We start from the raw sequence: 24,543 nt of genomic DNA, 5'->3' as shown, positions 1-24,543 counted from the left end.
AGGGGTGAATGTCCTGAAAGTGCAATTTTCGATTATAAACACACCGCCGACGCTCCAACAGTTGCAGAAAACTCAGGGACTCTCAAGTTATGCGCGTGGATGACGTAAAAATGGTTTACTTGCCGAATGCTTGTTGTTAGTATTTAAAGTGGATTATGCATAACCTCGCTAACTACTAATTATTTAAGGGTTTTTTGGGAGGAACCGCGAATTGCAATTTGATCTTTCGATCTTCAGCTCCAAGGCGCGCTCCCTGATCGGACTGGACATGAGCTCGTCCGCCGTCAAGATGGTCGAGTTGGCGAGCGACGGAAAAAGCGGGTATCGGGTCGATCGCTATGCGATCGAGGTCCTGCCGAGAGACGTCGTCGCCGACGGCAACATCGTCAACCTGGAGGCCGCCGCGGAAACAATCAAGCGCGCCTGGAGAAAGCTGGCGACCTCGACCCGGCTGGTGGCGGCGGCGCTTCCAGCCTCGCATGTAATCACGAAAAAGATCATCGTGGCCGCCGGCCAAAGGGAAGAGGAGCTGGAACTGCTCGTCGAGTCGGAAGCCAACCAGTACATTCCGTTCGCCCTCGACGAAGTCAACCTCGATTTTCAGGTGCTGGGTCCCGCGCCGTCTTCCCCGGACGAACTGGAAGTGCTGATCGCCGCCTCGCGCAAGGAGAAGGTGGAGGATCGGGTAGCCGCCATCGAGTCGGCGGGGCTGAAGCCGGTGGTCATGGACGTCGAGTCCTATGCCGTGCTCTCGTCGCTGGATCTGATCCTGAAGCAGCTGCCGGACGGCGGCAAAGGGCAGATCGTCGCGCTGATCGACGTGGGGGCGAACGTGATGAGCCTCACGGTGCTGCGCGATGGGCAGCAATTGTATGCGCGCGAGCAAGCGTTCGGCGGCAACCAGTTGACCCAGGACATCGCGCGGCTCTATGGCATGACGTTCGAGGAGGCGGAGGCGGAAAAACGCAGGAACGCCCTGCCGGACAACTACGAGGCCGAGTTGCTCCAGCCCTTCGTGGAAAGCATGGCGCTGGAGGTATCCCGGGCGCTGCAATTCTTCTTCACATCGACGCAGTTCAACAAAGTGGACCATATCGTGCTGTCGGGCGGGTGCGCCGTGCTTCCGGGAAGCGATGAAGTGATCGCGTCGCGTACGCAGATCAACACCATCGTGGCCAATCCCTTTGCCGACATGGTGCTTTCGGAACGCGTGCGAGCCAACAGCCTGTTGGCGGATGCCTCTTCATTGATGATCGCATGTGGCCTGGCAATGCGGAGGTTCGACGAATGATGCGGATCAACCTGCTTCCCTACCGGGAAGAAAAACGCAAAGCCAAACGGCAACAATTCTATGGCTTGTTCGGCCTGGTATCGATTCTTGCCTGCCTCATCGTGTTTCTGGTGTATTCCATCATCGATGGCTACATCGCGGCGCAGGAGGCGAACAACGATTTTCTCAAGAAGGAAATCGCGCTGCTCGACAAGCAAATCGACGAAATCAAGCGGCTCAAGGATCAGACGCAGGCATTGCTGGCGCGCAAGCAGATCATCGAGTCGTTGCAGCGGGACCGGGCGGAGGCGGTGCGGCTATTGAGCGAACTGACCAAGCAGATGCCAGAAGGCGTGTACATCCGTTCGCTGAAGCAGGATGGCACGAAGATCGTACTGATCGGATATGCCCAGTCGAATGCGCGCGTGTCCACGCTGATGCGCAACATCGAAGCTTCGCCATGGCTCGAAAAGCCCCAACTCGTGGAGATCAAGGCGATCACCGTGGATAAAAGGCGGCTCAACGAATTCAGCATGAACGCGGCTATCAAGCGGACTTCAACTCAGGAGGGGGGTAAGAAATGAAATCGCCCTCATTGGCGAAAATTGACGTCCAGGCGATTCTGGATGATTTCCGGAATCTCAACCCGAAAGACGTCGGGGCTTGGCCGCTGGCTCCGCGCATTGCCGTTCTGCTGGGGTTGTTCGTTCTCATACTGTTCTTCGGCTGGTGGTTCTGGTGGAGCGAACAGCTCGAGACGCTGGCGCAGCGCCAGCAGGATGAGCTCAAGCTCAAGGAACAATTCGTGGACAAGAAGACGCAGGCCGTGAATCGCGACCTGTACGTCCAGCAGCTGAGCGAAATCGATCGCTCGTTCGGAGCCTTGCTGAAACAATTACCCAACAAGTCGGAGGTCGAATCGCTGTTGGTGGAAATCAACCAGTCGGGCATGGGCCGCGGCCTGCAATTCGAGCTTTTCAAGCCAGGGGCCGAGGTGGTCAAGGATTTTTATGCCGAGTTGCCGATAAATGTCCGGTTGACGGGCAATTATCATGACTTCGGCGCATTCGCCGGCGACATCGGCAAGCTGTCCAGAATCGTGACGCTCAACAATATTTCGATCGTGCCGAATCAGCAGGCCAAGGATGGGACGTTGGTCATGGACGCTGTCACCAAGACGTTCCGCTACCTGGATGAGGAAGAGTTGGCCGCCAAGAGAAAGGCCGAGCAAGCCGCCAAGGGTGGGAAGAAATGAAAAAACTTCTAGTCCTGGCCTGCTGCGCATTGCTGGTCGCCTGTTCGGCAGAGAGCGACCATGAGGACCTGCGTCAATGGATGAATGAGGCATCGAAGAATCTCAAGGGGAAAGTTCCGCCGCTGCCTCAGGTCAAACCCTACGAGCCGGTCGCCTACGATGCCGGAAATCTGGTCGACCCTTTCAAACCGGCCAAGATTACTCCCGAGAGAAAGAAAAACGGCGGCGGCGCGCAGCCCGATTTCGACCGGCCGCGCGAGCCGCTGGAGGCGTACCCGCTCGAATCCCTGAAGTTTGTTGGGGTGATGACGCGCAAGAATGTCTCCTACGCCATCATTCAGGCCGACGGCTCCTTGTATCAAGTGAGAACGGGCAATTATCTCGGCCAGAATTTCGGTGTGATCACCAAGGTCAGCGAATCGGAAGTCGTCCTGAAGGAACTTGTTCAGGATGCCGCGAGTGACTGGATTGAGCGAATGAGTTCCCTGCTGTTGCAGGGACAGGAGGGAACCAAGTGAAACGGATCGGATACTACGCGTTGGGGCTCGCCGCCCTGTTCATGCTGCCTTGGTCGGCGATCAGGGCGCAGGAAGCCAAGCCAAACTCTATCGAATCGATGCGGGTGGTCCAGCAGAATGGCGTCCTCAACCTCAAGCTGACGTTCAAGCAACCCTTGACCGCGCCGCCGTCCGGCTTCAGCGTGGCTTCTCCCGCGCGCATCGCCCTGGATTTCCCCAGCGTCACGAACGGCACGGGGAAAACCGCGCAGACCTTCAATGAGGGCGACTTGAGAAGCGCGAATATCGTTCAGTCGGACGATCGGACCCGCGTCGTGCTCAACCTCAATCGGACAATGAATTACGAAACCGCCATTGAGGGAAATGCCTTGCTGCTCGCCTTGACGCCGAGTACGGGCAAAGCCTGGCAGGATGGAGGGGTAGACCGGCCCGTGGAGCATTTCTCGCAAGGGCAGGCCGCAACGGCGGCAATGAACACCATCAGGGATGTCGCGTTTCGCCGGGGGAAGGACGGGGAAGCGCGTATTTCGGTGGATATGAGCGATTCGAACGCCGGCATCGATATACGCCAGCAAGGGCAGTCGCTGATCGTCGATTTCATCAAGGTCAGCGTTCCCGAGGGGCTGCGCAAGAAGCTTGACGTCACCGATTTTGCGACGCCGGTGGTTTCCGTGAGCACCGTCCAACAAGGCCCGAACGTGAGGATGACCATCGTGCCGAAAGGCTTGTGGGAACACAATGCCTACCAGACGGATAACCAGTTCGTCATCGAGGTCAAGCCGATCATCGAGAATCCCAACAAACTGGTTCAGGGATCGCGCGGTGGATACCAGGGGGAAAAGCTGTCGCTCAATTTCCAGAACGTTGAAGTGCGGCGGCTACTGCAGGTCATCGGCGAGTTCACCGGCATGAACGTGGTCGTCAGCGATTCAGTAGGCGGTTCGATCACGCTTATCCTGAAGGATGTCCCGTGGGATCAGGCGCTCGACATCATCCTGCAGCAGAAGGGCCTCGACATGCGCAAGAACGGCAACGTTATTCTGGTTGCCCCGCGCGAGGAAATCGCCACCAAGGAAAAGCTGGAGTTCGAGTCGAAAGTCCAGATCGGAGACCTGGAGCCTTTGCGGACCGAGAGTTTCCAGATGAATTACATCAAGGGCGAGGACGTCAAGAAACTGCTGGTCGATCCGAAACAGACGCTTTTGTCCAAGCGCGGCAGCGCCCTGCTCGATGATCGTTCGAACATTCTGTTCGTCCAGGATACGCCGAGCCGCCTGGAAGATGTGCGGGCGATGATCGCCAAGGTGGACGTACCGGTGCGGCAGGTCATGATCGAGGCACGGATTGTCGAGGCGAGCGATTCCTTTGCCAAGAACCTCGGCATTCGGCTGGGCACGGGGGCAGTGACCAAGACGACCACCAAAGACAGCAATACCGGAGAGATATCCACCACCTACACCAAAAGTACCGATCTGGGCTGGATCAATTCCGGTAGCCGGACTGGGGGCTTGGGCTCGGTCAATCTACCGGCCTCGCCACGGTCTGGCACCGCGGGAACCTATGAATTCACACTGTTCAACTCGAAATACACCAAGTACCTAGATGCCGAAATATCCGCGCTTGAGTCCGACGGACAAGGCAAGGTTATTTCCAGCCCGCGAGTGATGACGACCAACCAAGTCGAGGCGATCATTGAGCAGGGGGTCGAGATTCCTTACCAGCAGGCGACCAGTTCGGGCGCGACCAGCGTTTCCTTCCGCAAGGCCAATCTTTCGCTGAAAGTAAAGCCACAGATTACGCCGGACGGCCGGGTGACGATGTCGCTCGACGTCAATAAGGATACGCCCAATACGTCTTTGTCCACCGGTTCGGGGGTGGCGATCGACACCAAGCACGTCAAGACGGAGGTTCTGGTGGAGAACGGCGGCACGGTCGTCATCGGCGGAATTTACACGCAGAAAAAGTCCACTACGACTTACCGGATTCCCGTCTTCGGCGATTTGCCGTACATCGGCTGGCTTTTCAAGAACCGTGAATGGATCGACGACAAGACGGAACTGCTGGTCTTTATTACGCCGAAGATCGTCGAACGAAGGGCTAGCGCTTCGCTGAGCGGGAAGTGCGGACAAGAAAAACCGGCAAATGCCGGTTTTTTTTGTCGCTATTTTTGCTGGAGCCCTGCGGTAGAATTGGACGGTGGATAAATTCTCCGAAAACATCTATCTGGTCGGCTTGATGGGGGCGGGCAAAACGACGATTGGACGGTCGTTGGCCAAGCGCTTGGGCTTGCGTTTCGTCGACACGGACAAGGAAATCGAAGCGCGCACCGGCGTGAGCATCCCGACGATTTTCGAAATCGAAGGGGAGGATGGTTTCCGCAAGCGCGAATCCCAGGTCATCGCGGAAACCTCCGCGAAAAATGGCTTGGTGGTGGCGACCGGCGGTGGCGGCGTGCTGCGCGAGGAAAATCGGGTCAACATGCGGGCGAGCGGTTTCGTCATCTATCTCAACGTCCAGCCGCAGATGCTCTGGGAAAGAACGCGCCACGACAAGAACAGGCCTCTCCTCCAGGTTGCTGATCCCCTGTCGAAACTGACCCAGCTTTTCACCGTGCGCGACCCGTTGTACAGGGAGGTGGCGAGTCTCGTCGTGGACGGAGGGCGGATGAGCGCCCAGGGGGTTCTCCAGTATCTGCTCAAGGAGTTGTCGGAGCGATGGAAGTCCTGACGGTCGAGCTCGGCGCCCGTTCTTATCCCATTCATATCGGGAGCGGGATTCTGCAGAGCATGGATGTGCTGCTGGCGCACTTTGCTCAGCCGAAGGTGGCGGTCGTCACCAATGAGACCGTGGCGCCGCTTTTGCTGAAAGCGTTTGCGCGGCGCCTGCGCGAAAAGGGCTGCCAGGTCGTCGAAATCGTCCTTCCCGATGGCGAGCAATTCAAGGATTGGCAAACCTTGAACAGGATTTTCGATGCCCTGATCGAGCATTCGTGCGAACGGAAGACCACGCTGGTGGCCCTGGGAGGCGGTGTCGTGGGCGACATGGCCGGCTTCGCGGCGGCCTGCTTCCAGCGCGGGGCGCCGCTCATCCAGATTCCCACGACCTTGCTGGCGCAGGTCGATTCCTCGGTCGGCGGCAAGACGGCCATCAATCATCCGTCGGGCAAGAACATGATCGGGGCATTCCATCAGCCGCAGCTGGTGCTGATCGATCCGGAGACCCTGCGTTCGCTGCCCGACCGCGAACTGCGGGCCGGGCTCGCCGAAGTCATCAAGTACGGGCTCATCCGCGACCTGCCTTTCCTGGAGTGGCTGGAAGGCAACATCGAGAAGCTGCTGGCGAAGGAACCGGATGCCCTGGAGCAGGCGATCCATCGTTCGTGCCGGAACAAGGCCGAGGTCGTCGCGGCCGATGAGCGCGAGCATGGCGAGCGGGCCCTGTTGAACCTGGGCCATACCTTCGGGCACGCCATCGAGGCCGGGCTGGGGTATGGCCGGTGGCTGCACGGCGAGGCGGTGGCCGCGGGGACGATGATGGCGGTCGAACTGTCGAGAATCCTGGGCTGGCTCGACGCCGGCGACGTCGCGCGCGCCGAGGCCCTGTTCGCGCGCGCCGCCCTGCCGGTCAGCGGGCCGGCGATGGGTGCCGATCGCTATCTCGAATTGATGCAGCACGACAAGAAAGTGCAGAACGGCCGGCTGCGTCTGGTGCTGTTGCGGCGCATCGGCCAGGCGGTGGTCAGCGAGGACGCTTCGCTGGCCCAGATCCGGGCCGCCATCGCGGCCCGTTCCGCCGATGGCTGAGCTGCTGCCTTACGCCGTCTCGGCGGACAGTTCGCGCGGGCGGCGTTTCCCCGAGCCGTTTCCCGCGTATCGCAGCGAATTCCAGCGGGATCGCGATCGGATCGTCCATTCGACGGCCTTCCGCAGGCTCGAATACAAGACTCAGGTTTTCGTAAATCACGAAGGCGACCATTTCCGCACCCGCTTGACCCATACGTTGGAAGTGGCGCAGATCGCCCGGGGCATAGCGCGCGCGCTCGGCCTGAACGAGGATCTGGCGGAGGCGATCTCGCTGGCCCACGATCTCGGGCACACGCCGTTCGGACATGCCGGGCAGGATGCGTTGAACGAGTGCATGCGTGACTACGGCGGGTTCGAGCACAACCTGCAAAGCCTGCGCATCGTGGACAAGCTGGAGCAGCGCTACGCTTCCTTCGACGGCCTCAATCTGTGCTTCGAAACGAGGGAAGGCATCCTGAAGCACTGTTCCGTCGCCACGGCGGGCCGCCTCGGCGATCTCGGCGAGCGCTTCATCAACCGCACCCAGCCTTCGCTGGAAGCGCAGATCTGCAACCTGGCGGACGAAATCGCCTACAACAACCACGACATCGACGACGGCTTGCGCTCCGGGCTGTTGTCGTTCGATCAACTGAAGGAAGTCTCGCTGTTCGAACGCAACTGGGCGTCGGTGAGGGACGCCTACGGCGCAATCGATGAACGGCGGCTGGTTCACGAAACCGTCAGGCGGATGATCAATGCGCTGGTGTGCGATCTGATCGACATGACTACGTCCAACATCTCCCGCTGCCTGCCGCAGACGCTCGATGACGTGCGGCAGGCCGGCGTGCTGGTCGGCTTCTCCGACGAAATGGACGATGCGCAGCAGGAAATGAAGCGTTTCCTCAGGAAGAATCTGTATCAGCACCACGAAGTGCTGCGCATGACGCGCAAGGCGCAACGGATCGTCGCCGACCTGTTTGCGGCGTTTCTCGACGATCCACGCATGCTGCCGCCGGCCTATCGCAGCGGCGACAACCAGCCGCGCCGGGTGGCCGACTACATCGCCGGAATGACTGACCGGTATGCGATGAAGGAGCATCGACGGCTGTTTGCCGTCGGCGAGATCTGATCCGCCGGCAACCGGATTCCTCTGCCATTGGCGTAAAAAAAACGCCCGCGCAAGCGGGCGTTTCGGTTTGAGCGCGCGGCCCGATCAGGCGCCGCTCACCAGCGCGGCGTGGACTTCATCCAGCATCTTCTTGGCGTCGCCGAAGAGCATGCGGTTGTTTTCCTTGTAGAACAAGGGATTGTCGACGCCGGCGTAGCCGGAGGCCATGCTGCGCTTCATCACGATCGAGGTCTTCGCCTTCCAGACTTCAAGAACCGGCATGCCCGCGATCGGGCTGGTCGGGTCTTCCTGCGCGGCCGGGTTCACGATGTCGTTGGCGCCGATCACCATCGCCACGTCGGTGTCCGGGAAGTCCTCGTTGAGTTCGTCCATTTCGAACACGATGTCGTACGGCACCTTGGCTTCGGCCAGCAGCACGTTCATGTGGCCCGGCATGCGGCCGGCCACCGGGTGGATGCCGAAGCGCACGTTGACGCCCTTCTCGCGCAGGTACGAGGTGATTTCATAGACGATGTGCTGGGCCTGTGCGACCGCCATGCCATAGCCCGGCACGATGATCACGTTCTTGGCTTCGCGCAGCATTTCCGCGGTTTCCTGGGCGGACACCGGCGTGACCTCGCCGGCCGGTTGGGTGCCGTCCTTGGCCGCCGGCGCCGGCTTGGCGCCGTCGGAACCGAAGCCGCCGGCGATGACGCTGAGGAAGTTGCGGTTCATCGCGTTGCACATGATGTACGACAGGATCGCGCCGCTCGAACCGACGAGCGCGCCGGTCACGATCAGCAGGTCGTTTTCGAGCATGAAGCCGGTGGCCGCCGCCGCCCAGCCCGAGTAGCTGTTGAGCATCGACACGACGACCGGCATGTCGGCGCCGCCGATGGCCATGACCATGTGCACGCCGAAGGCTAGCGAAACGATCGTCATCACGGTCAGCGGCACGACGGCCTGTCCCATTTCGGCGTGCAGGAACTCGCGGCCGAAGTAGATGACGATCAGCAGCCCGATCAGGTTGAGCAGATGGCGGCCCGGCAGCAGCACGGGCTTGCCGCCGATCTTGCCCGACAGCTTGCCGAACGCGATCAGCGATCCCGAGAAAGTCACCGCGCCGATCAGGATGCCGACGTAGATCTCGACTTCGTGAATCGTCTTCTCCGCGCCGGAAAACACGATCGACGTGTTGACGTAGCTCGCGTACCCGACCAGACACGCCGCCAGACCCACCAGGCTGTGCATCAGCGCGACCAGTTCCGGCATCTGCGTCATCTGCACGACGCGCGCGGCATAGAGGCCGATCGCGCCGCCGAGGACCATCGCGCCGATGATCCAGGACAGGCCCGCGGAGCCGACGCGGGGGCCGAAGACGGTGGCGAGCACCGCGATGGCCATGCCGATCATGCCGTAGAGGTTGCCGCGCCGGGCCGTTTCCTGGTTGGAGAGACCGCCCAGGCACAGGATGAAGAGGATGGTTGCTCCGAGATAGGAGACGGTAGCCAAACTTGCAGACATGTTCTTTCTCCTTATTTGCGGAACATTTCCAGCATGCGCCGGGTCACGGCGAAGCCGCCGAACATATTGATGGTGGCCAGGGCGATCGAGACCACGGCCAGCCAGCGGATGACCACGTCAGGCCGGGAGATGTCGGCGGCGAGCGGCGGGGCGATCTGCACCAGCGCGCCGATGGCGATGATGCTGCTGACCGCGTTGGTCACGCTCATCAGCGGCGTATGCAGCGACGGCTTGACGTTCCAGACGACCATGTAGCCGATGAAGCAGGCCAGCACGAAGACCGTGAAGTGGCCGAGGAACGCCGCCGGCGCGTAGGCGCCGATCAGCCAGAACAGCGCGGCGCCGATACCGACGATGACGGCCATCTTGCCGACCGGCATCGGCTCGCCGCCGCCATGTCCGTGCGCCGACTTCTTGGCGGCCACGGGGACCGGCGCGGCCGCCTGCTTGGCGGCGGGCGGCGTGGCGAGTTTGAGCGGTGGCGGCGGCCAGGTGATGCTGCCCTCCTTGATCACCGTCAGGCCGCGGATGGCGTCATCGTCCATGTTGACGTCGATGATGCCGTCCTTGGTCTTGCACAGCTCCTCGGTCAGGCGCAGCAGGTTGTTCGCATACAGCGTCGAGGCCTGCTTGGCGAGGCGGCTGGGCAGGTCGGTGTAGCCGATGATGGTGACGCCGTGCTTGACCACGGCCTGGCCGGGCTCGGTCAGCTCGCAGTTGCCGCCCTGTTCGCCCGCCATGTTGACGATGACGCTGCCGGGCTTCATGCTCCGCACCATCTCGGCGGTGATCAGCTTGGGCGCGGGCTTGCCGGGGATCAGCGCGGTGGTGATGATGATGTCCACCTCGCGCGCCTGCTTGGCGTACATCTCGCGCTGGGCCTGCTGGAAGCCCTCGCTCATGACTTTGGCGTAGCCGCCGCCGCCCGAGCCTTCTTCCTCGTAATCGACCTTGACGAATTCGCCGCCCAGCGACTTGACCTGATCGGCCACTTCGGCGCGCGTGTCGTTGGCGCGCACCACGGCGCCCAGGTTGGCGGCGGTGCCGATCGCCGCCAAGCCAGCCACGCCGGCACCGGCGATGAAGACCTTGGCCGGCGGCACCTTGCCGGCGGCGGTCATCTGGCCGTTGAAGAAGCGGCCGAAGGCGTTGGCGGCCTCGATGACGGCGCGGTAGCCGCTGATGCCGGCCATGGAGGTCAGCGCGTCCATCTTCTGGGCACGGCTCAACTGGCGGGGCAGCGAATCGATGGCCAGCACCGTGGCTTTCTTGGCGGCGAGCTGCTGCATCAGCTCGGGATGCTGGGCCGGCCAGATGAAGGAGATCAAGGTGCCGCCTTCGCGCAGCAGGCCGACTTCCTCGCTGCTCGGTCCGCGCACCTTGAAGACGATATCGGACGACGCCCACAGCGCCGCCGCGCTGTCGACGATCTCGGCGCCAGCGGCGCGGTAGGCATCGTCGCTGCAATGGGCGGCATCGCCCGCGCCGGACTCGATCGACACCCTGAACCCAAGCTTGATCAGCTTCTCGACGACCTCGGGAACGGTAGCGACACGTTTCTCCCCAGGATAAACCTCACGTGGAACTCCGATACTCAGTGACATTCAGATCTCCATGACTCGATTCGAAAAAAATGGCAAAAACCGCCGGCTGCGCGGTTCCCGCCTCTCGTGTGAATCGCGAATCCGGTTCGACAAGTTGCGGGTACGCCGCGACCGGTCGGCCAGCCGGGGCGTTGCGTGCCCGATGACATGCGTGTTCAAGTTGTTGGGAACCGGATCATTCGACGTTTATCGTAATTAATTACTGTTCATCGAATTAAGCTTTACTTTAACATGTCTTCGCCGCTCAATAAAGTTCACTCGCCGATACCTCATTGAGCCCCGGTATTTTACGGGGAAATCCCCGCTTGTAGCGAGTTCGTGACGCTTTGGAAGATCATTGTGCTTTTCGTGAATTTTCTTCAAACCCTAGGCGTTTCGAGATATACTCGACGGCCGTCCGAAAACTATGATAAAGCTGGCTCACGCCGGCTTTTTTGACGTTTGGAGGACGCCTGGGCCTTGGTGTGGTTTTTTAGTCTCTATGAGGATTCAAGCGTGATGAACTCGGCGGTACCTGAGCGGCAGGGGCTTTATGACCCGGCCAACGAACACGACGCCTGCGGGGTCGGTTTTGTAGCGCACATCAAGGGCCAGAAGAGCCATTCGATCATCGAGCAGGGCTTGCTGATCCTGAAGAACCTCGATCATCGCGGCGCCGTGGGCGCCGATCCGCTGATGGGAGACGGCGCCGGCATCCTGATCCAGATTCCCGATCAGTTCCTGCGCGAGGAAATGGCCAGGCAGGGCGTGGCCCTGCCGCGCGCGGGCGACTACGGCGTGGGCATGGTCTTCCTGCCCAAGGAATCGGCGTCGCGCCTGGCCTGCCAGGAGGCGATCGAGCGCGCGGTCAGCGCCGAAGGCCAGGTCATCCTGGGCTGGCGCGACGTTCCCGTCGAACCGGGCGATGCCCATGTCGCCGGCGGTGCGCGCGCTGGAGCCGGTGATCCGCCAGGTGTTCATCGGCCGCGGTCCGGACGTGATGGTCACCGACGCACTGGAGCGCAAGCTCTACATCATCCGCCGCCGCGCGGCCAACGCCATCCGCGAGCTCGGGCTGGAGCACAGCAAGGAGTTCTACCAGCCGTCGATGTCGGCGCGGACCATCGTCTACAAGGGCCTGCTGCTGGCCGACCAGGTCGGCCAGTACTACCTCGACCTGCAGGACCCGCGCTGCATCTCGGCGCTGGCGCTGGTGCACCAGCGCTTCTCGACCAACACCTTCCCGACGTGGCCGCTGGCGCATCCGTTCCGGATGATCGCGCACAACGGCGAGATCAACACGCTGCGCGGCAACTACAACTGGATGCGCGCCCGCGAAAAGGGCACCTCGTCGCCGCTGCTCGGGCCGGACCTCGACAAGATCTGGCCGCTGATCTACCCGAACCAGTCGGATACCGCGTCGTTCGACAACGCGCTGGAACTGCTGGTGATGGGCGGCTACACGCTGGCGCACGCGATGATGATGCTCATCCCCGAGGCCTGGGAAGCGCACACGCTGATGGACGAGAAGCGGCGCGCCTTCTACGAGTACCACGCGGCGATGATGGAGCCGTGGGACGGCCCGGCGGCGGTGGCCTTCACCGACGGGCGCCAGATCGGTGCGACGCTCGACCGCAACGGCCTGCGTCCGGCGCGCTATCTGGTGACCGACGACGACTACGTGGTGATGTCCTCGGAAGCCGGCGTGCTGCCGATTCCGGAAGAGAAGATCGTCAAGAAGTGGCGCCTGCAGCCCGGCAAGATGTTCCTGATCGACATGGACCAGGGACGCATCATCGACGACGTCGAGCTCAAGGAAACGCTGTCGCGGCAGAAGCCCTACCAGGACTGGGTCGCGCGCATCAACATCAAGCTCGACGACCTCGACGTGCCGGAGGCCGCGGCGCCGAAGTGCGCGTCCGCTTTGCTCGACCGCCAGCAGGCGTTCGGCTACACGCAGGAGGACATCAAGTTCATCCTCGAACCGATGTCGAAGACCGGCGAGGAAGCCGTCGGCTCGATGGGCAACGATTCGCCGCTCGCTGTGCTGTCGCACAAGAACAAGCCGCTGTTCAGCTACTTCCGCCAGCTGTTCGCGCAGGTGACCAATCCGCCGATCGATCCGATCCGCGAGCAGCTGGTCATGTCGCTGGTCTCGTTCATCGGCCCGAAGCCGAACCTGCTGGGCATCAACGAGATCAATCCGCCGTACCGGCTGGAAGTGTCGCAGCCGGTGCTGACCTACGCCGACATGGCGAAGCTGCGCAAGATTTCCGCCTACACCGACGACAAGGTGCATTCGGCCGAACTGGACATCTGCTACCCGCTGGCCTGGGGCAAGGAAGGCGTCGAGGCGCGGCTGGCTTCGCTCTGCGCCGAGGCGGAGGACGCGGTGATGCGCGGCTGCGGGCTGCTCATCGTCTCCGACCGCAAGCTCGATGAAAACAACGTCGCCATCCCGGCGCTGCTGGCGCTGTCCGCGGTGCACCAGCACCTCGTCACGCGCGGGCTGCGCACCCGCGTCGGCCTGGTGGTCGAGACGGGTTCGGCGCGCGAGACGCACCACTTCGCCGTGCTCGCCGGCTACGGCGCCGAGGCCGTCCATCCCTACCTGGCGCTCGAAACGATCGAGCAGATGGCCGGCAAGGACCCCAAGGAGCGCGAAAAGGCCGTCAAGCACTTCGTCAAGGGCATCGGCAAGGGGCTGCTCAAGGTGATGTCCAAGATGGGCATCTCGACCTACATGTCCTACACCGGCGCGCAGATCTTCGAGGCCATCGGCCTGCAGAAGAAGATGGTCAACAAGTACTTCACCGGCACCTCGTCGCAGGTCGAGGGGATCGGCGTGTTCGAGGTGATGGAGGAAGCCATCCGCCTGCACCGGCAGGCCTTCAGCCAGGAGCAGGTGCTGCAGGACGCGCTCGACGTCGGCGGCGACTATGCCTTCCGCGTGCGCGGCGACGAGCACATGTGGACGCCGGACGCCATCGCCCGGCTGCAGCACGCGACGCGCAGCGGCAAGTACGACAGCTACAAGGACTACGCGCGGATCATCAACGACCAGTCGCAGCGGCACATGACGCTGCGCGGCCTGTTCGAGATCAAGGCGGCGGGACCGGCCGTGCCGCTCGACGAGGTCGAGCCGGCCAAGGACATCGTCCGGCGCTTCGCCACCGGCGCCATGTCGCTGGGCTCCATCTCGACCGAGGCGCACACCACGCTGGCGATCGCCATGAACCGCATCGGCGGGCGCTCGAACACCGGCGAGGGCGGCGAGGACCCGGCGCGCTTCAAGCCGGTCAAGGCCGGCCAGATGGTGTCGGACATCGTCGGCAAGGGGCGCATCGAACGCGACTATCCGCTCAAGAAGGGCGACAGCCTGCGCTCCTCGATCAAGCAGGTGGCCTCCGGCCGCTTCGGCGTGACCAGCGAATACCTGGTCAACGCCGACCAGCTGCAGATCAAGATGGCCCAGGGCGCCAAGCCGGGCGAGGGCGGCCAGCTGCCCGGACACAAGGTGTCCGAGTACATCGGCTTCCTGCGCCATTCGGTGCCGGGCGTCGGGCTGATCTCGCCGCCGCCGCACCACGACATCTACTCGATCGAAGACCTGGCGCAGCTGATCCACGACCTGAAGAACGCCAATTCGAACGCCTCGATCAGCGTCAAGCTGGTCTCCGAGGTCGGCGTCGGTACGGTCGCCGCCGGCGTGACCAAGGCCAAGGCCGACCACCTAGTGATCGCCGGCCATGACGGCGGCACCGGCGCCAGTCCGCTGTCGTCGATCAAGCACGCTGGTTCGCCGTGGGAGCTCGGCCTGGCCGAGACGCAGCAGACCCTGGTGCTCAACCGCCTGCGCGGCCGCGTGCGCGTGCAGGTCGACGGCCAGCTCAAGACCGGGCGCGACGTGCTGATCGGCGCGCTGCTCGGCGCCGACGAGTTCGGCTTCGCCACCGCGCCGCTGGTGGTGAGCGGCTGCATCATGATGCGCAAGTGCCATCTGAACACCTGCCCGGTCGGCGTGGCCACGCAGGACCCGGAACTGCGCCGCCGCTTCACCGGCCAGCCGGAGCACGTGGTCAACTATTTCTTCTTCGTCGCCGAGGAACTGCGCGAGCTGATGGCGCAGATCGGCATCCGCCGGATCGACGACCTGATCGGGCGCTCCGACCTGCTCGACATGAAGAAGGGCATCGAGCACTGGAAGGCCTGCGGCCTGGACTACAGCCGCATCTTCCAGCGGCCCGCGGCCGCCGCCGGCGAGCCGGTCCTGCACTGCGAAAAACAGGATCACGGCCTGGACAAGGCGCTTGACAACCAGCTCATCGAACTGGCCAAGCCGGCGCTGGAAAAGGGCAAGGCGGTGCGCATCGAACTGCCGATCCGCAACGCCAACCGCACCGTCGGCGCCATGCTGTCCAGCCGCGTCGTCGAGAAGTACGGGCACGCCGGCCTGTCCGACGGCACCATCCACGTCGCGCTGCGCGGCACCGCGGGGCAGAGCTTCGGCGCCTTCCTGGCGCGCGGGATCACGCTGGACCTGGTGGGCGAGGGCAACGACTACGTCGGCAAGGGCCTCTCGGGCGGCCGCATCGTCGTGCGGCCCAGCCCGACCTTCCCCGGCGAATCGAACCGGAACATCATCGTCGGCAACACCGTCCTGTACGGCGCCGTCGAAGGCGAGGCGTTCCTTTCGGGCGTCGCCGGCGAGCGTTTCGCCGTGCGCAATTCGGGCGCGACGGTCGTCGTCGAAGGCGTCGGCGACCACGGCTGCGAGTACATGACCGGCGGCACGGTCGTCGTCCTCGGCATGACCGGGCGCAACTTCGCGGCCGGGATGTCGGGCGGCGTCGCCTACGTCCTCGACGAGGAGGGCACCTTCGAATCCCGCTGCAACATGGCGCAGGTCGCCCTGGAGCCGGTCGCCGAGGAGTTCGCCGCGCGCAAGGGCAGCGACGCGGGGGACGACCTCGAAGGCCACGGCAAGGTGGACGTCCGCCACCTGGGCATGGCCGACGAGGCCCTGCTCAAGGGCCTGGTGGAGCAGCATGCCAAGTACACCGGCAGCCAGGTGGCGCGGCGAATCCTGGAGGATTGGCCGAACTACCGCGCCCGGTTCGTCAAGGTCATGCCGCATGAGTATCGTCGCGCGCTCACCGAGTTGGCCGCGCAAAAGCAATTGGAGGCCGCTTAAAAATGGGAAAGCCGACTGGTTTCTTGGAACGTCAGCGTCTGTCGGAGGCGTATGAGCCCGCCGAAGCTCGTCTGAAGCACTACCGCGAGTTCGTCGCCACGCTCAACGACGAGCAGACGCGCGTGCAAGGGTCGCGCTGCATGGATTGCGGCATTCCGTTCTGCAACAACGCCTGCCCGGTCAACAACATCATCCCCGACTGGAACGACCTGGTTTACCGCGGCAATTGGGAGCAGGCGCTGAAGGTGCTGCACTCGACCAACAATTTCCCCGAGTTCACCGGACGCATCTGTCCCGCGCCCTGCGAGGAGGCGTGCACGCTCAACATCAACGACGAACCGGTAGGGATCAAGTCGATCGAGCACGCGATCGCCGACAAGGGCTGGCAGATGGGCTGGATCGTGCCCCAGCCGGCCAAGGTCAGGACCGGCAAGAAGGTGGCCATCGTCGGTTCCGGCCCGGCCGGGCTGGCGGCGGCGCAGCAGCTGGCGCGTGCCGGCCATGACGTGACCGTCTTCGAGAAGAACGACCGGCCGGGCGGCCTGCTCGGCTACGGCATCCCCGACTTCAAGCTCGACAAGGCGCTGATCGAGCGCCGCGTCAAGCAGCTGGAGGCCGAGGGCGTCGTTTTCCGCACCCGCGTCATCGTCGGCAGCAAGGAGGTTCCCGCCGGCGTCGCCAACGATGCCGTCGAGCACGTCTCCGCGCAGAAGATCCGCCAGGAATTCGACGCCGTGGTGCTCGCCGCCGGCTCGGAGACGCCGCGCGATCTGCCGATCCCTGGCCGCGAGCTGAAAGGCGTCTACGCCGCGCTGGAGTTCCTGATTCCGCAGAACCGGCAGATCGCCGGCGGCAAGTCCAACCCGATCAGCGCCAAGGGCAAGCACGTCGTGGTGATCGGCGGGGGCGACACCGGGTCCGACTGCGTCGGCACCAGCTACCGCCATCGCGCCGCGTCGGTGACCCAGCTCGAACTGCTGCCCCAGCCGCCGGAACAGGAAAACAAGGCGACCACCTGGCCCTACTGGCCGCTCAAGCTGCGCACTTCCTCGTCGCACCTGGAAGGCCAGACGCAGCGGCTCTTTGCCATCGCCACCAAGGAGTTCATCGGCGAGAAGGGCGTGCTCAAGGCCATCCGCACCGTCGATCTGGAGTGGAAGGACGGCAAGATGAGCGAAGTCGCCGGCAGCGAGCGGACCCTGCCGGTGGATCTCGTTTTCCTGGCCATGGGCTTCGTCAGCCCGGTGTCCAGCCTGCTCGAATCCTTCGGCGTGGACAAGGACGTGCGCGGCAATGCCAAGGCGGCGACCGACGGCCCCGGCTGCTACGCGACGAGCGCCGCCAAGGTGTTCGCGGCGGGCGACGTGCGCCGCGGGCAGTCGCTGGTGGTCTGGGCGATCCGCGAAGGGCGCCAGTGCGCGCGGGAAGTCAACGCCTTCCTGATGGGCAGCTCCACGCTGCCGCGCTGAGAAACGCGGGTCCGGGTCCCGGAAAAACGCTCGCAAAAAGCCGCCTCGCCGCCTCGCCGCCCGCCGGCGAGGCGGCTTTTTCTCGGCCGGCGCACGGCTGTGGCATAGTAACGCCTGCCTGTCCGCCGGGGCGCCGAGCCCCGGAGCGGTCCCCTCCGGGCAGGCAGATCATCCGTCGAAAAAACGAAGAAGGTCCAACCATGAACATCGTCATCCTCGCTGCCGGCCAAGGCAAGCGCATGCATTCCAATCTGCCCAAGGTCCTGCATCCCCTGGCCGGCAAGGCGCTGGTGTCGCACGTCATCGACACCGCGCGCAGCCTGTCGCCGCGCAGCCTGTGCATCGTCTACGGCCACGGCGGCGACGCCGTCCGTTCGGCGCTCGCCGCGCCCGACCTGTCCTGGGCCTTGCAGGAGCCGCAGCTCGGCACCGGGCATGCGGTCCGCCAGGCGCTGCCCTGCCTCGACGGGCAGGGGACGACCCTGGTGCTTTACGGCGACGTGCCGCTGATCCGGGCCGAAACCCTGCACCGGCTGGTGCATGCGGCAGCGGACGGGCTGGCCGTGCTGACCGTCGAACTGGCCGATCCGCAAGGCTACGGACGCATCGTGCGCAATGCCGCCGGGCAGGTCGTGCGCATCGTCGAACAGAAGGACGCCAGCGCCGACGAGAAGAAAATCCGCGAGATCAACACCGGCATCATGGCCATGCCGACCGCCCGCCTCGGCGAATGGCTGGGCCGGCTGTCGAGCGACAACGCCCAGAACGAGTACTACCTGACCGACGTCGTCGGCATGGCCGTCGAGGCGGGCCTGCCGGTGCGCACGGCCAGCCCGGAGCACGAATGGGAAGTGCTCGGCGTCAACAGCAAGGTGCAGCTGGCCGAGCTCGAACGCATCGCCCAGCGCACCGGGGCCGAAAGGCTGATGGAGCAGGGCGTGCGGCTGGCCGATCCGGCGCGGATCGACGTGCGCGGCGAGCTGCGCTGCGGGCGCGACGTGTTCATCGACGTCAACTGCGTGTTCGAGGGTGAGGTCGTGCTCGACGAGGCGGTGGAGGTCGGCCCGAACTGCGTGCTGAAGAACGCGCGCATCGGCGCCGGGACGCGACTGGCGGCGTTCACGCACATCGAGGACGCGGTCGTCGGCGCCGACGGCATGATCGGGCCGTTCGCCCGCCTGCGTCCGGGCACCGAACTGGCGGAAGACGTGCACGTCGGCAACTTCGTCGAGATCAAGAAGAGCACCATCGCTGCGCATTCCAAGGCCAACCACCTGGCGTACATCGGCGACGCCACGATCGGCAGCCGGGTCAACGTCGGCGCCGGCACGATCACCTGCAACTACGACGGCGCCAACAAGCACCGGACGATCATCGAGGACGACGCCTTCATCGGCTCGGACACCCAGCTGGTGGCGCCGGTGACGGTCGGCCGCGGGGCGACGCTCGGGGCCGGCACGACGCTGACCAAGGACGCGCCGCCCGACAGCCTGACCATCTCGCGCGCCCGGCAGACCTCGATCACCGGCTGGAAAAGGCCGGTGAAGGCGGGCCGGTGAAGACGCGCTAAAGACGCGGCCGGCGGCGCGGAGCGGGGCAGGGGAGTAAAATCCCGTTCGGCAGCGTCCTTCTTCCTTCCACTCCATACGGGATAAATCATGTGTGGCATCGTCGCAGCGGTTGCGGACCGCAACATCGTTTCCGTTCTTCTCCAAGGGCTGCACCGGCTCGAGTACCGCGGCTACGATTCGGCCGGGCTGGCGCTGATCAACGCGACGGGACTGCACCGCCTGCGCGCGGTCGGCCGCGTCGCCGAGCTGGTCGCCCAGGCCGAGGCGTCGCATGCCGACGGCCGCACCGGCATCGCCCACACGCGCTGGGCGACGCACGGCGTGCCGTGCGAACGCAATGCCCACCCGCACATCTCGGGCGGCCTCGCCGTCGTGCATAACGGCATCATCGAGAATCACGAGGCGCTGCGCGCGCGCCTGAAGAGCGAGGGCTACGCGTTCACCTCGGACACGGACACCGAGGTGGTCGCCCACCTGATCGCCTTCGAGCTGAAGAAGGACCCGGATTTCTTCGCCGCGACGCGCGCGGCGATCGCCCAGCTGCAAGGCGCCTACGCGCTGGCCGTGCTGCGCGAGTCCGAGCCCGAGCGCGTGATCGTCGCGCGCGAAGGCTCGCCGCTGCTGCTCGGCCTGTCGACCGAGGGCAACTACGCGGCGTCGGACGCCTCCGCCCTGCTGCAGGTGACGCGCCGCATCGTCTACCTGGAGAACGGCGACTGCGCCGAACTGACGCAGACGGGCTACCGCATCACGCGCGTCAACGGCACGCCGGTGGTGCGCCCCGAAACCGAGACGCACCTTTCGGCCGACGCGGTCGAACTCGGCCAGTACCGGCACTACATGCAGAAGGAAATCTTCGAGCAGCCGACGGCGCTCGGCAACACCCTGGAAATGCTGGGCACGGTGCATAGCATCCAGCCGGGCCTCTTCGGCGCCCGCTGCGAGGAGACGCTCAAGGAGATCGACCAGGTCCTGATCGTCGCCTGCGGCACCAGCTATCACGCCGGCCTGGTCGCCCGCTACTGGCTCGAGGCGCTGGCCGGGGTGCCCTGCAGCGTCGAGGTGGCCAGCGAGTACCGCTACCGCGAGCCGGTCGCCGATCCGCGCACGCTGGTGGTCACGCTGTCCCAGTCGGGCGAGACGGCGGACACGCTGGCCGCGCTGCAGCACGCGAAATCGCTCGGCATGCAGCGCACGCTGTGCATCTGCAACGTGCCGGAATCCTCGCTGGTACGCGAGAACGACCTGCGCTTCATCACGCGCGCCGGCCCGGAGATCGGCGTCGCGTCCACCAAGGCGTTCACCACGCAGCTGGCCGCGCTGTACCTGTTGACCCTGGTCATCGCCAAGCTGCGCGGACGGCTGACCGCCGACATCGAGACCGCCGAGCTGCAGCACCTGCGCCATCTGCCGATGGCCGTTGCGCGCGTGCTCGAACTCGAACCGCAAATCCGGGAATGGGCCGAGCACTTCGCCATGAAACAGAACGCGCTGTTCCTCGGGCGCGGGCGCCATTACCCGATCGCGCTGGAGGGCGCGCTCAAGCTCAAGGAAATCACCTACATCCACGCCGAGGCCTACCCGGCCGGCGAGCTGAAGCACGGCCCGCTGGCGCTGGTGGACAAGAACATGCCGGTGATCGCCGTGGCGCCGAACGACGCGCTGCTGGAAAAGCTGAAGTCGAACCTGCAGGAAGTCCGGGCGCGGGGCGGCGAGCTCTACGTCTTCGCCGACGCCGACAGCGAGATCGCGGCGACCGACGGCGTGCACCTGCTGCGCCTGCCCGAGCATTACGGGCAGCTTTCCGCGCTGCTGCACGTGGTGCCGCTGCAGCTGCTGGCCTATCACGTGGCCCTGGTACGCGGCACGGACGTCGACAAGCCGCGCAACCTGGCCAAGTCGGTCACCGTGGAGTGACGCCATCGCCCGGACGGCCATCCGTCCGGGCGGGCAAAAATCGCACAGGGGCATCCCCGCGCGCGGCGGGAAAAGCACGGAGAGATATCTCCGTGAGCATGCGTGCCCGCATCCGGATTCCTTGCCGGCCAATTCCGTTCATGAATCGTCCGTGGCGCGAAGCTGAGGCTTGGCGACGGTTTGGCGCCCGCGTCGGAGCCCGCGCCAGGCTATGCCTATACGATACGCCTTGAATCCGTAATGCATTGTCGGATTGCATAGTACGAAGTCATTCGTCTATAATCCGGGGCTTTGCGAAATTCGAGCCGCCGCCTCCATGCTTACCCTTCGTCATGTTTTGGGACGCTTCATTGTCCCGCTGCTGATGTTTTTTTCATTTTCCTGCCATGCGGCCGAGGCAACGCTTGCCGGTTTCGCTTTCGCGGGCGATTTCAAGACGGCTCCCCAGCGCTTCCCCCACAGCTACAGGATTTTCGAGCGTCATCAGGCCGAAAAGAATTCGTTGTCGGCCAAGGTGCTGCAGCGTTCCGGTGGCGTCAGGCCGGCCGGCTTCGAGCTGACGCCGGCCGGCACGCTGGTCAACCTCAAGCAGGGCGACCAGGCCCTGATGGTCGTCCTGGTCCTCACCGACGAGATCGTTTCCAGCGAGAACTACGGCAGTTACCACAAGACCTTCGTGAACCTGCGCGGCAACCTGCTCATCTTCGACTACAAGGCACAGACCGTCGTCCGCACTTATCCGTTGAGCACCGTCCTGTTCGACGCGACCCCGAATGCGCCGTCTCCGGCGCGGATCGGGCAGTTCGTCGAAGACCTGCTCGTCGGCGAGGGCAGCCAGAGCATGCTCAGCCTGTTCGCCCGCCGCCTGGCCTCGGCCGAGCTGCCCAGGGACGGGACGAAGACGCTGCAGGTCAAGCGCGCCGAGGTGGCGCCCAAGGCACTGGAAATGATGCCGGAGCCGTTCCGCCAGACCCCGGCGATGGCGAATGCGATGGTCGCCGATGCCTTCGCCTCGATCCTCTCCGCGAAAACCGGCGCGCCGCTGCTGCCGAACGGCGTGGGCGCCGTCGACGGCGTCATGATGATGCGCCTGGAGAACGGCGACGACTTCAAGCTCAAGATCGGCGAGGGCGACTACCTGTTCGACCTAAAGATCAACGGCTTCGTCAAGAAGAAGCTCGAAGAGAACAACGTCGGCATCTCCTACGTGTACGGCGTCTACTCCAATCTCCGCTTCTACGAGCCCAGCCTGGGGACGGACTTCATCAATTCCGATCTCAAGAACGGGGAGTCGGTGGTGGTGCCCGTTTCGCAGGTCGCCAGCGACGATTTCCCCGGCTACAAGGACGCCATCAACGGCCTGTACCTGAAGCTTTCCGCGTTCTTTGCCGAGCACGGCGCGCCGGACCGCAGGTGGATCGGCACCGCGGCGTCGGCCAAGGACATCACTTCGCAGCTGGAAGCTGCACAGAAAATCATAAGGAGCTGCAAATGAAGAGACTATGGCTATGCCTAGCGGCGCTGGCGCTGTCGTTCCAGTGCCACGCGCAGGTCGTCGCCTCCAAGGGCGTCGGCACCGTCTCCTACGGCTGGAGCCTGTCGGCCGAGGACAAGGACAAGGCGTTCAAGGCCGCGCAGGTGGCCGCGGTCGAGCGCTACTTCGCCGAAAACGGCGAAGCCGAGTCCGAGAATTTCGAGGCCATCCAGCCGGCGATCGAGGCGAATCTCGACAAGTTCATCCTGTCGAGCACGGTCATCAACGAGCAGGTGCAGGAGGGCATGAAGAAGTACTCCGTATCCGTCCGCGTCGAACTCAACGTCGCCAAGCTGCGCTCGACGATCCGCCGCAGCAGCCCGACGGCCAAGGCCGGGCCGGCGGCGCAGAACTCGCCGCTGGTGTACGTCTTCGTCGGGCGGGAGGCCGCCAGCGTGCGTACGTATGACGCCCGCGTCGTGAAGCGCGCCGAGCTGACCCGGGAAGCCTCGGCGGAGAGCTCTGAGTCCACCAAGGGCTCCGAGGACGAACGCATCCGCGGCAACCGGGTCGACACCTCGGCCTCGCGCCAGGACAGCGCCTCCACCAAGGAGAAATACGCCAAGCAGATCGAAACCGGCGGCAGTACCACCCGCAAGGCCGATCAGGTCTCCTACCGCCTGCTGCCGATGAACAACGCCAAGACGTCGATCACCAGCGTGTTCTCCCAGGGCGGCTTCCAGGTCGCCGAGCCCGAATTCGTCCTGCAGGACGGCGACATGAAGGCGGTGAACGACGACTTCTCGGCGGGCAACGACTTGGCGCCGTCAACCCTGCGCGCCGTGGTCGCGTCCATGCGCAAGAACCAGATTCCGCTGCTCGTGCTGGCCACGCTCGACGTGGGCATCCCCATGCGGGACGACGCCACGGGGATGCAGCGGGTGGCGGTCACGGTGACCGGCCGCGTGCTGGACGTGTCCGCCAATTTCCCGCGCGAAGTCGCCTCCGTGCCCGCCGTCCAGTATTTCGGCGTCAGCCCGGACAATGCGGCGGCCGCGGGCAAGGCGTTGAAGGACGCCTCGCTGGCCGCCGCCCGCGAGGTGGTGAGCCGCATGAACGCCGCCGGTATCCACTGAGTAGCGGCGAGCCGTCTGCCCGGCCCGTGGAGTTTTTCCGAACACTTATTGCAATCACAACGACGACAGGATGGAATCGATGAAAAACAGACTCGCAGCAGTGCTTCTCGGCGCTTCCCTTTGCGCGCTTTCCGGGGTGGTTTCGGCCCAGTTCGGCAACCTGCCCAAGACCATTCCGGGCATGGCTTCCGCGTCTCCGGGCTCATCGGTGACGCCCGAGGGCATCGTCAGCCGCTACGTGGCCGGTTCGAAGCACGTCAACAACGCCGACATCAAGATGCTGCGCGCCGTGGGCCTGAAGGACGAAGCCGACCGCGCCGAACTGCAGGCGAAGAACCTGACCGAAGGCGCGACCAAGGACGCGCTCGAAGAGTCGGTCAAGTCGCAGACCGAAAGCAGCAAGGCGCTCGAGGCCCGGCTGGCCGGCGGCAAGGTCGAGATGGACGCCAAGAGCAAGGAAATGTTCGCCGCGGGCATGGCCGATCTGGGCCGCGGCATCGTCCAGTATGCCGCGATGAGCAAGGAAGCTTCCGGATTCAAGCCGGGTCCGTCGGCCATCGGCGGCTCGACCACCTCGGCCCTTTACGTGGTCAAGACGCTGCCCGATTCGATCAGGAACCTGGCCAGCACGCTCAAGAGCTCGATGGACTTCGCCAAGGCCAACAACATCCCCGTGCCCAAGGAAGCCGCCGACGCCACGGCCGCCATCTAGATTTCGCCCGCCGCAGGGCTGCGAACGGGG

At 64.1% G+C, this 24,543-nt stretch carries 16 protein-coding genes and 1 pseudogene; 15 read left to right on the top strand and 2 right to left on the bottom strand.

What is annotated here, in order from left to right; translation table 11 throughout:
* Positions 1–211 precede the first annotated feature (211 nt).
* The 8 genes from QM701_RS09775 to QM701_RS09740 are packed head-to-tail and all read left to right on the top strand — an operon-like array spanning position 212 to position 7,954.
* The gene (locus tag QM701_RS09775) at positions 212–1,291 is read left to right on the top strand and encodes a pilus assembly protein PilM (protein ID WP_415166872.1); all 1,080 of its coding nucleotides are present in this window, start codon (positions 212–214) and stop codon (positions 1,289–1,291) included.
* Positions 1,288–1,854, top strand: coding sequence for a PilN domain-containing protein (locus QM701_RS09770; RefSeq protein ID WP_415166871.1), 567 nt, complete (start codon positions 1,288–1,290; stop codon positions 1,852–1,854). The genes QM701_RS09775 and QM701_RS09770 overlap by 4 nt, the downstream gene beginning before the upstream one ends.
* Positions 1,851–2,525 carry a type 4a pilus biogenesis protein PilO gene (locus QM701_RS09765; protein ID WP_415166870.1) on the top strand — a complete coding sequence of 225 codons (675 nt, stop codon included), beginning with the start codon at positions 1,851–1,853 and terminating at the stop codon, positions 2,523–2,525. The genes QM701_RS09770 and QM701_RS09765 overlap by 4 nt, the downstream gene beginning before the upstream one ends.
* Complete coding sequence (locus tag QM701_RS09760; protein WP_415166869.1) at positions 2,522–3,043, top strand: pilus assembly protein PilP; 522 nt, start codon at positions 2,522–2,524, stop codon at positions 3,041–3,043. The genes QM701_RS09765 and QM701_RS09760 overlap by 4 nt, the downstream gene beginning before the upstream one ends.
* The gene (pilQ, locus tag QM701_RS09755) at positions 3,040–5,247 is read left to right on the top strand and encodes a type IV pilus secretin PilQ (protein WP_415166868.1); all 2,208 of its coding nucleotides are present in this window, start codon (positions 3,040–3,042) and stop codon (positions 5,245–5,247) included. The genes QM701_RS09760 and pilQ overlap by 4 nt, the downstream gene beginning before the upstream one ends.
* Positions 5,240–5,770 carry a shikimate kinase gene (locus tag QM701_RS09750; protein WP_415166867.1) on the top strand — a complete coding sequence of 177 codons (531 nt, stop codon included), beginning with the start codon at positions 5,240–5,242 and terminating at the stop codon, positions 5,768–5,770. Before pilQ ends, QM701_RS09750 begins: the two co-directional genes overlap by 8 nt.
* Positions 5,758–6,846 carry a 3-dehydroquinate synthase gene (aroB, locus tag QM701_RS09745; protein ID WP_415166866.1) on the top strand — a complete coding sequence of 363 codons (1,089 nt, stop codon included), beginning with the start codon at positions 5,758–5,760 and terminating at the stop codon, positions 6,844–6,846. Before QM701_RS09750 ends, aroB begins: the two co-directional genes overlap by 13 nt.
* Positions 6,839–7,954, top strand: a complete 1,116-nt coding sequence (locus QM701_RS09740; RefSeq protein WP_415166865.1) for a deoxyguanosinetriphosphate triphosphohydrolase — start codon at positions 6,839–6,841, stop codon at positions 7,952–7,954. The genes aroB and QM701_RS09740 overlap by 8 nt, the downstream gene beginning before the upstream one ends.
* Positions 7,955–8,038: 84 nt before the next feature.
* Here QM701_RS09740 and pntB read toward each other — a convergent pair whose 3' ends face one another.
* Together pntB and QM701_RS09730 are read right to left on the bottom strand one after the other, a co-directional pair.
* A complete protein-coding gene (gene pntB / locus QM701_RS09735; RefSeq protein ID WP_415166864.1) occupies positions 8,039–9,457 on the bottom strand; it encodes a Re/Si-specific NAD(P)(+) transhydrogenase subunit beta in 1,419 nt (472 codons plus the stop codon).
* An 11-nt stretch (positions 9,458–9,468) separates the two neighbouring features.
* The gene (locus tag QM701_RS09730) at positions 9,469–11,061 is read right to left on the bottom strand and encodes a Re/Si-specific NAD(P)(+) transhydrogenase subunit alpha (protein ID WP_415166863.1); all 1,593 of its coding nucleotides are present in this window, start codon (positions 11,059–11,061) and stop codon (positions 9,469–9,471) included.
* A 498-nt stretch (positions 11,062–11,559) separates the two neighbouring features.
* Between QM701_RS09730 and gltB the strand changes: the two are divergent.
* From gltB to QM701_RS09695, 7 genes and pseudogenes are all read left to right on the top strand, one after another.
* Positions 11,560–16,234 (top strand): annotated as a pseudogene (gene gltB, locus QM701_RS09725) (glutamate synthase large subunit).
* Positions 16,235–16,236: 2 nt separating this feature from the next.
* Complete coding sequence (locus QM701_RS09720; RefSeq protein WP_415166862.1) at positions 16,237–17,703, top strand: glutamate synthase subunit beta; 1,467 nt, start codon at positions 16,237–16,239, stop codon at positions 17,701–17,703.
* Between the two features lie 200 nt (positions 17,704–17,903).
* Positions 17,904–19,262 (top strand): bifunctional UDP-N-acetylglucosamine diphosphorylase/glucosamine-1-phosphate N-acetyltransferase GlmU, encoded by a 1,359-nt coding sequence (gene glmU, locus QM701_RS09715; protein WP_415166861.1) that lies wholly within the window; start codon positions 17,904–17,906, stop codon positions 19,260–19,262.
* A 99-nt stretch (positions 19,263–19,361) separates the two neighbouring features.
* Positions 19,362–21,191, top strand: coding sequence for a glutamine--fructose-6-phosphate transaminase (isomerizing) (gene glmS / locus QM701_RS09710; RefSeq protein WP_415166860.1), 1,830 nt, complete (start codon positions 19,362–19,364; stop codon positions 21,189–21,191).
* Positions 21,192–21,693: 502 nt separating this feature from the next.
* Positions 21,694–22,686, top strand: coding sequence for a hypothetical protein (locus tag QM701_RS09705; RefSeq protein WP_415166859.1), 993 nt, complete (start codon positions 21,694–21,696; stop codon positions 22,684–22,686).
* On the top strand, positions 22,683–23,801 hold the full coding sequence (locus QM701_RS09700) for a hypothetical protein (protein ID WP_415166858.1): 1,119 nt from the start codon (positions 22,683–22,685) through the stop codon (positions 23,799–23,801). Before QM701_RS09705 ends, QM701_RS09700 begins: the two co-directional genes overlap by 4 nt.
* Positions 23,802–23,880: 79 nt before the next feature.
* Positions 23,881–24,513, top strand: coding sequence for a hypothetical protein (locus QM701_RS09695; RefSeq protein WP_415166857.1), 633 nt, complete (start codon positions 23,881–23,883; stop codon positions 24,511–24,513).
* Positions 24,514–24,543 lie beyond the last annotated feature (30 nt).

The organism is Propionivibrio sp. (assembly GCF_047602565.1).
In the GTDB taxonomy this organism is placed as follows: domain Bacteria; phylum Pseudomonadota; class Gammaproteobacteria; order Burkholderiales; family Rhodocyclaceae; genus Propionivibrio.
This window is presented reverse-complemented; position numbering and strand designations above follow the sequence as displayed.

Excerpts from the sequence above, each read along its gene's own strand:
- QM701_RS09765 (WP_415166870.1), top strand. The coding sequence starts at position 1,851 with ATGAAATCGCCCTCATTGGCGAAAATTGACGTCCAGGCGATTCTGGAT.
- aroB (WP_415166866.1), top strand. The coding sequence starts at position 5,758 with ATGGAAGTCCTGACGGTCGAGCTCGGCGCCCGTTCTTATCCCATTCAT.
- QM701_RS09720 (WP_415166862.1), top strand. The coding sequence starts at position 16,237 with ATGGGAAAGCCGACTGGTTTCTTGGAACGTCAGCGTCTGTCGGAGGCG.
- glmS (WP_415166860.1), top strand. The coding sequence starts at position 19,362 with ATGTGTGGCATCGTCGCAGCGGTTGCGGACCGCAACATCGTTTCCGTT.
- QM701_RS09700 (WP_415166858.1), top strand. The coding sequence starts at position 22,683 with ATGAAGAGACTATGGCTATGCCTAGCGGCGCTGGCGCTGTCGTTCCAG.
- QM701_RS09760 (WP_415166869.1), top strand. The coding sequence starts at position 2,522 with ATGAAAAAACTTCTAGTCCTGGCCTGCTGCGCATTGCTGGTCGCCTGT.
- pntB (WP_415166864.1), bottom strand. The coding sequence starts at position 9,457 with ATGTCTGCAAGTTTGGCTACCGTCTCCTATCTCGGAGCAACCATCCTC.
- QM701_RS09770 (WP_415166871.1), top strand. The coding sequence starts at position 1,288 with ATGATGCGGATCAACCTGCTTCCCTACCGGGAAGAAAAACGCAAAGCC.
- QM701_RS09730 (WP_415166863.1), bottom strand. The coding sequence starts at position 11,061 with ATGTCACTGAGTATCGGAGTTCCACGTGAGGTTTATCCTGGGGAGAAA.
- QM701_RS09740 (WP_415166865.1), top strand. The coding sequence starts at position 6,839 with ATGGCTGAGCTGCTGCCTTACGCCGTCTCGGCGGACAGTTCGCGCGGG.
- QM701_RS09695 (WP_415166857.1), top strand. The coding sequence starts at position 23,881 with ATGAAAAACAGACTCGCAGCAGTGCTTCTCGGCGCTTCCCTTTGCGCG.
- glmU (WP_415166861.1), top strand. The coding sequence starts at position 17,904 with ATGAACATCGTCATCCTCGCTGCCGGCCAAGGCAAGCGCATGCATTCC.